Raw genomic sequence first — 13,892 nt, forward strand, 5'->3', positions numbered from 1 at the left:
GTGACCATTTTTTGTGTCTTAGCGCACCAATTTGTTGATTTATACGCCATCAATCATGATATTCGACAGAAACAGTTTTTTTAAACAATAAAAACGATAAGTTATGCCGTTTTTTTCTAATGTTTAATAAACCGGCAAACGATCAAATTTTTAAGATTTTCAGTAAAATCTTATCCCCTGGAGTGATGGGAGGTGAGCGCCAGTAATGGCGCTGCTTGTGAGCCTTTCGTAACATTTCACCCCCAAGTTATCCACACAATTTAGCGATCTTGTTCACTTGCCAAAAGTCTCAATACTCACTATCTTGTTATCTATCCACTACCCACCCCCTATATATTGTGTTTACATACTGAACAACACACTACAACCTCAATGATTATTTCAGTCATGGAGAGCGTTAATTTGTGTTGTGTCGATACAAAACCAGGGGAAAAAAGGTCACGAATACATGAACCAAAGCCTACTTGTTACTAAACGCGATGGCAGTAAAGAACGCATCAATCTGGATAAAATCCACCGGGTCATCGACTGGGCCGCGGAAGGTTTACATAACGTCTCAGTATCTCAAGTAGAATTGCGTTCACACATTCAGTTTTATGATGGTATTAAAACCGCTGATATCCATGAAACTATCATCAAAGCTGCCGCAGATTTGATCTCGCGCGATGCACCGGATTACCAATATCTGGCGGCGCGTCTGGCTATCTTCCACCTGCGCAAAAAAGCCTATGGTCAGTTTGAACCACCAAAATTATTCGCCCATGTGACGAAAATGGTGGATATGGGCAAATACGATAAACATCTGCTGGAAGACTACAGCGCAGAAGAATTCGAACAGATGGACACTTTCATCGACCATTGGCGCGATATGAACTTCTCCTATGCTGCGGTTAAGCAGTTGGAAGGCAAATATTTGGTGCAAAACCGCGTCAGCGGCGAGATCTATGAAAGTGCCCAATTCCTGTACATTCTGGTTTCCGCCTGTTTGTTCTCTAACTACCCGCGTGAAACCCGGATGGATTACATCAAGCGCTTCTATGATGCGATTTCTACTTTCAAAATCTCATTGCCGACGCCAATTATGTCCGGCGTGCGCACCCCTACCCGCCAGTTCAGCTCTTGCGTGTTGATTGAGTGCGGCGACAGTCTGGATTCTATCAATGCCACCTCCAGCGCCATTGTGAAATATGTGTCACAACGCGCCGGTATTGGTATCAATGCGGGCCGGATCCGGGCGCTGGGTAGCCCAATTCGCGGCGGCGAAGCTTTCCATACCGGTTGTATTCCGTTCTACAAACACTTCCAAACTGCGGTGAAATCCTGTTCGCAGGGCGGCGTACGTGGCGGTGCAGCCACGTTGTTCTACCCAATGTGGCACTTGGAAGTTGAAAGCCTGCTGGTTCTGAAAAACAACCGTGGTGTTGAAGGCAACCGCGTGCGTCATATGGATTACGGCGTACAAATCAACAAACTGATGTATCAGCGCTTACTGAAAGGCGAAGATATCACCCTGTTCAGCCCCTCCGATGTTCCGGGCCTGTATGACGCGTTCTTCGCCGATCAAGACGAATTTGAGCGCCTTTATGTCAAATACGAACAAGACAGCAGCATCCGCAAACAGCGCGTGAAAGCGGTTGATTTATTCTCCCTGATGATGCAAGAGCGTGCTTCCACTGGCCGTATCTATATTCAGAACGTGGATCACTGCAACACCCACAGCCCGTTTGACCCGAAAGTTGCGCCAGTGCGCCAGTCAAACTTGTGTTTGGAAATTGCTTTGCCAACCAAGCCGTTGAATGACATCAACGACGAAAATGGTGAAATTGCGCTCTGTACTTTGTCAGCGTTCAACTTGGGTGCCATTGACAGCCTTGATGATTTAGAAGATTTGGCCGTGCTGGCCGTGCGGGCGCTGGATGCCCTGCTCGATTATCAGGATTACCCGATTGCCGCAGCACAGCGTGGTGCAATGGGCCGCCGTACCTTGGGTATCGGTGTGATTAACTTTGCTTATTATCTGGCGAAGAATGGCGTTCGTTACTCCGATGGCAGTGCCAACAACCTGACTCACCGCACCTTTGAAGCTATTCAGTATTATTTATTGAAAGCCTCCAATGCGCTGGCCCGTGAGCAAGGCGCTTGCCAGTGGTTCAACGAAACCACCTATTCACAGGGTATTCTGCCAATTGATACCTATAAGAAAGATTTGGATACTATCAGCGACGAACCTCTGCATTACGATTGGGAAACGCTGCGTAAGGACATCCAAACTCACGGCCTGCGTAACTCCACGCTGTCAGCGCTGATGCCTTCCGAGACGTCCTCGCAGATCTCCAATGCCACCAATGGTATTGAGCCGCCGCGCGGATATGTCAGTATCAAAGCCTCGAAAGATGGTATTCTGCGTCAGGTTGTTCCTGAATATGAGCGCCTGAAAGAGGCTTATGAGCTGCTGTGGGAAATGCCAAATAACGATGGCTATTTACAGCTGGTGGGCTTGATGCAGAAATTCGTCGATCAGGCGATTTCAGCCAACACTAATTACGACCCAACCCGCTTCCCGTCTGGCAAAGTGCCGATGAAGCAGTTGCTAAAAGATTTGCTCACCACTTACAAGTTTGGTGTAAAAACCCTTTACTATCAAAACACCCGCGATGGTGCTGATGATGTGCAGGAAGATATCCAAAGCCAGCCGGGTGATGATGACTGCGAAGGCGGTGCATGTAAGATCTGATTTTGAGTTAAGGCCTGCGCGATGATAGCCAATATATTCATCGCGGGGCCGCTTCATTTGCCCCTGAGGAAATCATGGCCTATACCACTTTTTCGCAAAATAAAAACAACCAATTACTCGAACCCATGTTTTTTGGTCAACCCGTCAACGTAGCGCGTTTCGACCAACAAAAACACGCTATTTTCGAAAAGCTGATTGAGAAACAACTCTCGTTTTTCTGGCGTCCGGAGGAGATTGACGTCTCCCGCGATCGTATCGACTACAACGCCCTGCCAGATCACGAAAAACACATTTTTATCAGCAACCTGAAATACCAAACCTTGCTGGATTCTATTCAGGGCCGTAGCCCTAATGTGGCCTTGTTGCCGCTGGTTTCCATTCCTGAGCTGGAAACCTGGATAGAAACCTGGTCGTTTTCTGAAACTATTCACTCGCGTTCTTACACTCATATCATTCGAAATATCGTTAACGACCCTTCAATTGTTTTCGATGATATCGTGACCAACGAAGAGATCCTCAAACGCGCCAAAGATATCTCAGGGTATTACGACGATCTGATTGAAATGACCAGTTACTACCATCTGCTGGGAGAAGGTACCCATCAGGTCAACGGTAAAATCGTGGGGGTCAATCTGCGTGAGCTGAAAAAGCAGCTTTATCTGTGTGTAATGAGTGTGAATGCGCTGGAAGCTATCCGTTTCTATGTCAGTTTCGCCTGCTCCTTTGCCTTTGCCGAGCGCGAACTGATGGAAGGCAACGCCAAAATCATCAAAATGATCGCCCGCGATGAAGCCCTACATTTGACCGGCACCCAGCATATTATTAACTTAATGCGCTCAGGTGAAGATGACCCGGAAATGGCTGAAATTGCTGAAGAATGCCAGCAACAATGCTATGACCTGTTTGTTCTGGCCGCGCAACAAGAAAAAGAGTGGGCAGAATACTTGTTCCGTGACGGCTCAATGATTGGTCTGAACAAAGAGATCCTGTGCCAATACGTAGAATATATCACTAATATCCGCATGCAAGCGGTCGGCCTGGGTGTGCCATTTAATACTCGCACCAACCCGATCCCATGGATCAACTCCTGGTTAGTGTCTGATAACGTGCAAGTTGCACCGCAGGAAGTTGAAGTCAGTTCTTATCTGGTCGGCCAAATTGATTCAGAAATCAGTGCTGACGACCTGAGTGATTTCGAGCTGTAATCGATGAAGCTTATACCTAATAGATTTCGAGTTGCAGGAAGGCGGCAACTCGAATTATTTAGGGCATAAAAGGAATATTCCTTCTAATCAGATTTCACCTATAATCAGCTAGTTGAATGGATGATATTTTTGCATCTGGAATCAAAATCATAGGGACAAAAGATGAAAAGACTGTCAATCGCAATAACGAGTCTGTTAATGGCAGCATCGGCCAGCACTATTGCCGCTACAGAGCCGCCGCTTAATCAGCAACAGCCGTTAGAGAAGATTGCGCCTTATCCGGCGGCAGAAAAAGGCATGAGCCGCCAGGTCATTTTCCTTGATCCACAAGAAGATGAAAACAACTTCAAAGTTGAATTACTGATCGGAAAAACTATTGAAGTTGACTGCAACCGCCATATGCTCAGTGGCAATCTGGAAACCAGAACCTTATCGGGCTGGGGTTTTGATTATCTGGTGATGGATAAAATCTCAGAACCGGCCTCCACCATGATGGGGTGCCCAGATAACACTCGCCGCCCGCAATTTATCGCCGCTAATCTGGGTGACGCCGCTATGCAGCGTTACAATAGCCGCCTGCCGATTGTGGTTTATGTGCCGCAGGGGGTTGATGTGAAATACCGGATTTGGCAAGCTGGCAACGAAGTCAGAAATGCGCAGGTGAAATAATCGCATCGCATTTTAAACTTAAATCATAAAAATACCCATTCAACTGAGTGGGTATCTGAATTTTATAGTTAATCGCTGGCATATGATTAATAATTGCTCGCTGTCAGAGTATGAGAAACAAACTGGGGCAGTTTAGGTTGTGGATAGAGGCCTTCGTATGCTCGGGTAGCGCCATCAAAATCAGGCATAATATTAACCAGTTGAGTAATATTATCTGGTACAAATGGGGCATCCGCCTGCATTGACTCAGTGTCAGCAAAAATAAAATCTTGAGCGTCGAGTTGCTCGACATCCACCCCATCTAAATACATCAAACTGATGCTTTCACCCTCAGGGCCAAACTTAATATCTACGCCTTGAATAAGAGCCAATCCATTAATAATCATAGCATTTCTTTTCGTTACGGATAACTCACTGAAATTACGAATGCCGACAGTACTTAAATCAATTTTATCAATGCCATGTCTAAACCCACGGACAGTATTCCAATAATCCGATTGTTCCTCTTGGGGAACCACGACAAAAGTACTGGGTTCTGTATTCTCCCGCTGATAGACAGTCCCCGACAACGAAGCCACCATTTTACCCTCAGCATTGGTGCGTAAAGTCACACCGCTGCCCCCCCCATTGAGCATAATTCCATGTTGTTTAATGACTGGCGGTGTTGGCGTACCCATTGACACACGGCTATCAACATAACTGTCTGGTGGGCTAAACCTATTCTGAAAGTTAAAATGCTGTGCTTGCAAGGCGGTAATCTGCCTATCTTTGATAGTTATCATTTGATTGTCCGCCAGACGAATGCGAACGTCTTTCTGCTGCTGTCTTAACTGTAATTCGCTGAATTTTTTTTCAGCAAAGCCAACCAGATTGATCACCTCACCTTTGTGGGCATCAAAATTAATGATTTCGTCATGTCCCCCGCTGCGTTTGCGCACCACAAACATCTCTTTGCCAGCCCCTCCCACTAGCGTATTTCTACCTCGGCCACCATCAAGTAAACTGTTATTCCGACCTGCGGTTAAAATATCATTGCCATCACCGCTTACTACATTATGTATAGTTTCTGGTGCATGGATCGTCAGACGAGACCCCGCCAGATTAGCACTTCCAATGGCTAAGTTAACCTCAACATCGCCGGACATAGCCGCAGCATTTAATGTATTCCGGCCACCATTCGCACCATTGACGGCATCATTTAAGATTGCTCGCGCTGGCTGCTCCGCAATTTGAGTGGCAAACTCATCGGTATAAAAATAGACATCATCTGCTGTAGGTTGACGGCCAAACAGCCGCAGTGACCAGCTATTGAGCTTGACCGGTAAAGCATTTTTGGCCGTGCTAACTTCCAGCCGCCACTGGCCGGTAGAGTCTTCCCCTCGGTGATGCGTAGACATAAATGTATAGTTAAAATGCCCCGCCAGCTCACTGCCGGTATCCGCATCGTTGGCCACGACTTTTTTCCCTGTCCGGTCTAGCAAAATACTTTCACTTCCCTGCGGTGAGATTAACTTTAGCGTCAAATCACCCAACCGCCCCACATTGGCACTGAAATCAACCTCTACCTGTTCAACATTCAGGCCGCCCGCCATGGTGACTGATGAGCTATCAAAACCCTCGGCATAGAGTTTTTTCCACACTGAATAGCGATGATTTTGTTTCAAATCCTGTTGATTAGCATCAGTATTTTTACTTGTCCAGCTTTCAGCCAAACGGACTGCCGCCCGTGCATCCACCGCGCCAAAACCGTAATCATGGCTGACATGCATACCACCACCATTCCAATTTTTTGCACTATTAATACGCCAGTGGCTGCTGGGGTCTTTAACCCGGCTAGCCGACAAAGCCAGGATCTGCTGCACATCGCGGTAGCCCAGATTGGGATTGGCCTCAAGCATTAACGCTGCAATACCGGAGACCATCGGCGCGGCAAAACTGGTGCCTTGTTCGGTACTGTATTTAGCACCAAATACCGCCCCGCGCTCAGTTTCTAACTCAACACTACTCGAGAGCACATGGTTACCGGGGGCTGAAACTAATAAACTGGCACCGGGATTGGAGAAAGGTAATGTCCGCGTTTTTAAGATGGACAAATCAGCTGCCCCATTAATTGCGCCGACCTGAATAGCAAAGCGGCTATTACTCATCAGCGAACCTTGCGCACTGCCCCCCTGTTCGCGTTGATTCCCGCCTGCCGTTACAATAACGGTGCCTAATCCCCCACGACCATTGGCCGCCGCATATTGCAGTGTTGTATTGAGGATGTTAGGCAGATTAACCTGACCATCGGATAAATTACTCAGGGCAAATTGATGTTTGAATCCCCAGCTATGGTTAACTACATCATAGCTGGACATTTTCCCCAAGGTGGTCAAGTCCGCGCCATCATTGCTAAGATAGTGCCCGCCCAAGGTCGCGTCATAAGCCACCCCGACCCCACCGGTGTTATTTCTTGCGGCCACCATCACACCAGCAACCATCGAGGCATGATTGGACACATCCGCAGGCAAAGTTCCAGCGCTCTGCTGCGTTACCCGCCAGGAGGGATCAACATTGGCCGCTAAATCGGGGTGTTGAATATCGAAAATCTCTGGCCCAGTGGCAAACGGCCCGCCGGGTTCAAATTGCCCCATTCTTATGCCTTTACCGGTATAATCCGGCCATACAGGTATCACGTTGATATCATTTAAATAAGTTTGTTTGGCAACCAAAGGATCCTGGGGAATATCGGGTGTTAATAGCGTTACCGTCCCCCTCATTCCTGCCGACTCCCCCGTAGACAAATCAACCACAGAAATCGCCGGATCGCCGCTGCCACTCTTCACCTCATATTTAAAACTCATCATGCCGGTGAATGTGCGATCAGGTGTGAATATGACGTCCTTTTGAGTGTTAAGCTTGACTGTGCCGCCGACGGCATCACTGACTGAAGCAAGGTAAATAGGCTCTCCGTTGTTAAATTGCACATCATTGGCGAGCAAACTTGCCGCCGGAATACGCTGCTCCCAGCGGCGATGAATAGCCCTACCCGGTTGACTAAACGACAGCACATCATCAATGGGAATAATGGTATTCCCGTGCAAATCAATGGCTGAAATATCAGAGAAATTCAGTTTTTGTATATTTTTCAGTGTCAGAGTGCCATCACGCCCCGCCACTTTGTCACTAATCTGATAACCACGGTCAGTGCGAGTGATAATGTAATCCGCATAGCTGCCATGCAGTTCCACCACATTAATCCCGCCGCCGCCATCAATCAGTGCATTGCCCTGACCGGCTTCAATCACATCATGACCTTTATTGCCGTAAATTCTGTCCGCACCGCCACCGGCGTGAATAATGCTGCCCTGCTCGGCGGCATAGATGGTGTCGCCCTGAGAACCGGCATAAATCACGGCTTTGCCACTGCCGCCAATAATCAAGCTTTTCCCGTCGCCACCGGCCAATACATCATTGCCGCCCCCGCCCACCAAGGTGCTATTCCCGCGCCCCGCTTTAATAAACACACTGTTATTACCGCCGCTGACAATAATATCGTCGCCATCGCCCCCTTGAGCCAGAGTAATGCCGCTGCGGGCCATATTCAGACCAACGCCTTTTTTACCGACAATCAGTACCGTATCGCGCCCGCCATTGCCTTTAATATTTTTTGGATCATCACTGGCGCTGATAACAAATACATCGTCGCCAGTCTTGCCCATATAAGTATTACTGCCACCACGGCCGACTAACCAACTGCCCTTGGCGCTGGCCATTAAAAAATCATCCCCATGACTGCCATAAATATTATTAACTTTCAGCCGGTCGGCTGATAGCACTCTGCTGTTATCCGTGAGTTGAATATAAGCGGTGGTGGTGACCTCGCCGCTGTCAGAACGAATAAATGCGCCACTGGCATCACGTTTAGTAATGGTATTACTCACCGGCGAACTGGCGAAATTCACCGCCAGCACTTCGCGTCTGCGGCCTCTGATGGAGAAAAAAGCTCGCGCCACTATCCGATTGCCGTGACTATCCTGTTCTTCGACCGCACTGGCGTTGACTTTAATTTGCGTAATCCGCCAGTCATCCAGTGTTTTCAGCTCGCCGGAGTCGACCTTGCCGTTATGGGAAACATCCTGCCAAATACGCAATTTGTGCCAGACAGGATCATGTCTATCAATCTCGCCATTGCCATCGGCATCTTCACTGGCCAGTGCGGCAAAACCATCCCGATAGCGTTTTTCACCTGGCTGACCATGAATACCGGCGCTACCGCCGTAATATTCCGAATACATCTGGCTAATATTGTCGATTTTCCCGCTGCCATTATCCAGCACCAGCATGCCGGTATTCGGCCCTGCCCAACCGGTGCGTTTCAAGCTGCCGCTATTATCGGTGTCAAACAGCACGCCATCTTCAATGCCGGTCATGCTGACACCCTGACCACTCAAATCCAGCAGCAGTGGGTCAACATAAGTATTAATGGTGGTTTGCGCCGACAGGCCATTGAGGGTGGCGGCATCAAATAAGCCAGTTTCCGGCAACATATAGGCGGGGCGTTCAAGGTAATATTCCGATAGATAACGGCTGGGCTGCACATTGGGGTCGAGCTGCACTTCCCCCGGGCGAATACCGCCCGATGCCAACCCACCCATCTGCACCGAGGTAAAATCGGTGTTATCTAAGGTACTGTCACTAAAGGAGAAGCTGTGGGTGGGTTTATTGACCAGATAGCCATTGCTAACATCGCGCTGGGCTTGATCTTCATCGGCAATGCGCTGCACTGCTTGGGGGGTTGGGGTGATGGTGATTTCAATCGGACACTCACCGATGAAAACGGGCGGGGGTTCGTCGGAGGTAAATAGCTGGTTGCCTATAGCACCGGCTGCTGCACCAAGATTGTCGGAATCCATGACTATACCTAGCCAGCTATGGATCATCGGCTGGTCTGAAGCTGGCGAGGTTGATAATGCGTCAACCATAGTTTTTACTGTATTAAAAGAGAGCAACATTTCATCGGCTGGATTGCCCTGCGAATTTAAAGTACTCTCCCAGTGTCTTTCCTGCTGGTTTTTCGGCAACACTTTGTAAACGGGATATAATGTCCAGGCCTCTGGAGGTAATCCATGCTTATCCAATATATCATTGTGAAATTGCCCTGCCTGTTTATGGTCAATATCGCCATAAATAATATCTGCTGGACTTGCGTCCAATCTACTTTGCTGCATATCCAGATAGCCGCTTGCCATATCATAGCGAATATCATTAATGTCACTGTCGGTAATAGGCTGATTGTGGCTATCGGCAACACTTCCCATATAGTTAATGGCTATGCGCCCCGAGATAGAATCCCCTTTCGCTACACCATTCGCCAATTTGGCATAGCGATCGCCTTTAGTGGCTAAAAAATCATACATCGGGCCGGGGTCTTTACTCTCTTTGTGAGCTTCTAATAATTGCCTGGCACAGGCCAGATCGGCGGCATTCAGTTGTAATTCTCCTGCATTGCTATTTTGCTGTAACATAATTATCTTCCTTAACGTTTAATATGCGATAAAAGAAACTGCTGGGTATTACTCACGATTTTTTTCCATTGTGGTAATTTTTCCACGGTAAAAGTAACCTCAACCAGTGAACCTATTTCCGGCATCACAAAATAAGACTCACATCGGTAATATTTTTTTTTCAATGGTAGCCAAGCACAGTCAAACACCACCGGCACTTGCCCATTAACTTCTGCCCAGTAATAACCATTAACATCCTCATCAAACCGATAAGGATCATTTTTCTCCACCGGGGGGAAACGATCTATTTTCCGGGTTGCCTTGACAAAAAAAAGCTCTAAATTTTCAATGTAAACAGCTGGATCAAAGGTTCTATCTTTTTGTTTCCTTAGAAAAAAATCTCGCTTATAGGTGATATGTTTATCTGGTCGCTTTAATGGTCTGACACTTATTGTTAGCCCCTCAAACCTCAATACCTGCTCATACCACAGATTCTGATCGCCGGGTTTCATATCCGGCCAGCTGGTTATCATCGGCAGTACCACAAAGTTGGCATCACAACCTTTTTTATTATAAATAAAATTGGGATCCCAGGCGCTGGCCCCCTCATACTCTGCCCAGTAAATAATATAGCTGTCCGGTACTTCCATCACATGACCATTAAATTTACCGCAGACAAAGCCGGGCCGATTTTCGGCAAAGGCTAGCGGCGATATAATCAATAACATGATTTTAAATAACAAAATTAAAGTTCCAACAATAAGTTTATTCATTAACACCATCCCTATATAAATAAACCCCTATAGTAATATTAAATTAATTTCTTATATAATATGTGAAAATAGTTGTATGTTGTTAACACCAATAAATTGAAAATAACGTGAATATAAAAATAAAACAAGAGATGAAAATGAAAACAAAAATAAATAACAAATAGAAAAGCAGGCTAATAAATAATATGAGCTTAATAAAAAAGGCGCTATTTTAAATATGCGCCTTTATATTATTATTAGAAGTTATCGACTCACTACAAAATCTCAACCACTTCCAGCCAGCCGTGTTGACCACAGACCGCGCCCCCTTTCAGCCAACGACGCAGCATATCTAATGCCAGCATGGCGCTACTTTCTTGACGGATACGCAAGCTATGGCGGCTGGCCTGATAAGCGACCGTCTGGGCAAAAGTCCCATCAGGGGTATGCAGTGCCACACTCAGACGATCGTTTTGCATGGCACTCACTGCCAACACCACCTGCGCACCACATAGCATCGATAATGACTGCGCACGGCCAGCAACCTCGTTTAATGATTCCTGACAATGCGCCGGTAATAACTCGCCCCCGGCCAAAGGTGCAGCGGCGCTTTGTAACTGCCAATGCAACAACCCGCCGGTAAATTGTTCGCTAGCAGCTAATAGCAGCCCGCGTTGAGTCAATTGTTCACTCAACAATGCCGGTAAGCCCCGCGTACCTTCGAATATAATGCTCTCGCCCGCGACCGCCCTGACCTGTTGCCAGATTTCCTCCATCGCCGATTGCTGCGAAGCTGGCCCGGTTAGCTTCAATTCAATTATAGGGGCGGATGAGCGATAGCCCAGCACCGCGCCATCCGGGAGTGGCAGTGAATCTAACTCAAGGGCCAAATCACTTTCCGAGCGGCCAAAGGTGGTCATGCGCAAACATACTGGCGGTTCAGCCACATCAAAATGTTGACGTAAGCGCGGCATAATCTGCTGTTCAACCATCACTTTAAATTCAGACGGCACACCGGGGGTAAAAAACATCAAACATTTATTGAGCTGTAAAGCAAAACCACAAGCGGTTCCGACCGGGTTATCCAGCATTTCGGCATTCGCCGGAATATGCGCTTGTTTACGATTGGTCGACGACATCACGCGACCGCGCTCTTTAAAGAATGCTTCCATCCGCGCAATCCATTCCGGGTGCTCAATCAGTTCCGTCCCGGCAGCACGCGCTGCTGCCAAAGCACTTAAGTCGTCACTGGTCGGCCCAAGACCACCATTAACAATCAATACATCAGCCACCTGGCTCCGCTCCGTCAACACTTCAATAAGAGCGGAAAGCGAGTCACCGACAGTTTCCCGGCTGCTGATTGGCAAACCCTGATTAAATAAATAATCTGCCAGCCATGCGGCGTTAGTATCAATAATCTGCCCATGCAGCACTTCATCTCCGGTACTCAACATCTCAACTCTGATCATTTTCTTCTCCGTCAGTGCTTATGCATTCACTTTAAGAAGCCAACCGCATAAACACAATCGTTATCCATTATCAGAATGAAGAACAATGGTAAAAGTCTATATTTCAGTGCGTTGAAAATTGTAATGATAAGTTTACAGTGCGCGTAACGTCGATTTGACACAAATAGGGCAATCCTCTACTCTGCTGCACTTTATCATGCTAATAAATTATCATGTAGTAGAGGAAAGCGTGAAGAATCGCACTCTGGGCAGTATATTTATCGTTGCGGGCACCACTATTGGTGCCGGCATGTTGGCAATGCCACTGGCGGCGGCAGGAGTCGGCTTCGGCGTCACCCTCGCATTACTGGTTTTTCTTTGGGTATTAATGTGTTACACCGCATTACTCTTGGTGGAAGTCTACCAACATGAAGCGGCCGATACCGGGCTGGGCACCCTTGCCAAACGCTATCTCGGTAATCGCGGTCAATGGCTCACCGGTTTCAGCATGATGTTTTTGATGTATGCACTGACAGCCGCCTATATCAGCGGTGCTGGCGAGCTACTGGCAACCAGCATCAGCCAGTGGACTCAGCAATCATTCCCAACCTATCTCGGTGTATTATTGTTTACACTTGTGGCTGGCGGTGTGGTATGCATTGGCACCCACTCAGTTGACTTGTTTAACCGCATCCTATTCAGCGCCAAAATTATCTTCCTGATAGTCATGCTGTCATTGATGATGCCGCATATCGAAAAAACCAACTTATTGACCTTGCCGCTGGAACAAGGATTAGCGCTTTCGGCTATTCCGGTCATTTTCACTTCATTTGGCTTCCATGGCAGCGTGCCCAGTATTGTCAATTATATGGGCGGTAATATTCGCAAGCTGCGCTGGGTGTTTATTATCGGCAGTGCGATCCCATTAATTGCCTATATTTTCTGGCAGTTAGCAACATTAGGGGCCATTTCCTCCCCTACTTTTGTCGGAATATTGGCGCAGCAAGCCGGGTTGAACGGGTTATTACAAGCGGTGCGCGATGTGGTGGCCTCACCCCATGTTGAGCTAGCGGTTCATCTGTTTGCAGACTTGGCGCTGGCTACCTCATTCCTGGGGGTCGCATTGGGGCTGTTTGATTATCTGGCTGATTTATTTAAACGCCGTAACTCAGTGCGGGGTCGCCTGCAAACCGGCGCAATTACCTTTGTACCGCCGCTGCTGTTTGCGCTGTTTTACCCCCGTGGTTTTATTATGGCGCTGGGCTTTGCCGCCGTCGCCTTATCTGTCTTAGCCTTAATTCTGCCCGCGATGCTGGCGTGGAAAGCACGTAAAATCCATCAGGGTAATTATCGCGTCTGGGGCGGGAAACCGGCGTTGGCCGCCGTATTTGCTTGCGGCGTACTGGTGATTGGTATTCAGGTGGGGATAGTGACCGGCGCATTACCAGCAGTCGGGTAATCTAATCCACCAATAAAATATTACCAATGTATTTATTATAAATGTATTAGCCAAAGTCATTGGAGTCGCAGGTAGGCAGCAAGCAAACACATCCCGATGAGCTTACACAAGTAAGTGATTCGGGTAAGTGCGCGTAGCT

The 13,892-nt window shown here is 47.6% G+C and carries 7 protein-coding genes; 4 read left to right on the forward strand and 3 right to left on the reverse strand.

The features are described from left to right. Positions 1–448 precede the first annotated feature (448 nt). The 3 genes from nrdA (at position 449) to eco (ending at position 4,608) form a co-directional block, all read left to right on the forward strand. Positions 449–2,734 (forward strand): class 1a ribonucleoside-diphosphate reductase subunit alpha, encoded by a 2,286-nt coding sequence (gene nrdA, locus FTA91_RS09050; protein WP_050113012.1) that lies wholly within the window; start codon positions 449–451, stop codon positions 2,732–2,734. Positions 2,735–2,808: 74 nt separating this feature from the next. Beyond that, positions 2,809–3,939: a class Ia ribonucleoside-diphosphate reductase subunit beta gene (nrdB, locus tag FTA91_RS09055; protein ID WP_050113011.1), complete on the forward strand. Its 1,131-nt coding sequence runs from the start codon at positions 2,809–2,811 to the stop codon at positions 3,937–3,939. A 162-nt stretch (positions 3,940–4,101) separates the two neighbouring features. Continuing rightward, complete coding sequence (gene eco / locus FTA91_RS09060; RefSeq protein ID WP_038631879.1) at positions 4,102–4,608, forward strand: serine protease inhibitor ecotin; 507 nt, start codon at positions 4,102–4,104, stop codon at positions 4,606–4,608. Between the two features lie 86 nt (positions 4,609–4,694). Here the strand turns inward: eco and FTA91_RS09065 are convergent, their stop codons facing one another. The 3 genes from FTA91_RS09065 to FTA91_RS09075 all read right to left on the reverse strand — a co-directional run bounded on the left by FTA91_RS09065 (position 4,695) and on the right by FTA91_RS09075 (position 12,315). Further along, on the reverse strand, positions 4,695–10,115 hold the full coding sequence (locus tag FTA91_RS09065) for a S8 family serine peptidase (protein WP_145583209.1): 5,421 nt from the start codon (positions 10,113–10,115) through the stop codon (positions 4,695–4,697). 11 nt (positions 10,116–10,126) lie between these two features. Further along, positions 10,127–10,867 (reverse strand): hypothetical protein, encoded by a 741-nt coding sequence (locus tag FTA91_RS09070; protein WP_186377356.1) that lies wholly within the window; start codon positions 10,865–10,867, stop codon positions 10,127–10,129. Between the two features lie 254 nt (positions 10,868–11,121). Next, on the reverse strand, positions 11,122–12,315 hold the full coding sequence (locus FTA91_RS09075; RefSeq protein ID WP_145536138.1) for a nicotinamide mononucleotide deamidase-related protein YfaY: 1,194 nt from the start codon (positions 12,313–12,315) through the stop codon (positions 11,122–11,124). A gap of 229 nt (positions 12,316–12,544) precedes the next feature. Between FTA91_RS09075 and tyrP the strand changes: the two genes are divergently transcribed. Further along, positions 12,545–13,753, forward strand: a complete 1,209-nt coding sequence (gene tyrP / locus FTA91_RS09080; RefSeq protein WP_050113006.1) for a tyrosine transporter TyrP — start codon at positions 12,545–12,547, stop codon at positions 13,751–13,753. Positions 13,754–13,892: the final 139 nt, after the last annotated feature.

Origin of the sequence: Yersinia thracica (genome assembly GCF_902170565.1) — a bacterium.
Taxonomy (GTDB): Bacteria; Pseudomonadota; Gammaproteobacteria; order Enterobacterales; family Enterobacteriaceae; genus Yersinia; species Yersinia thracica.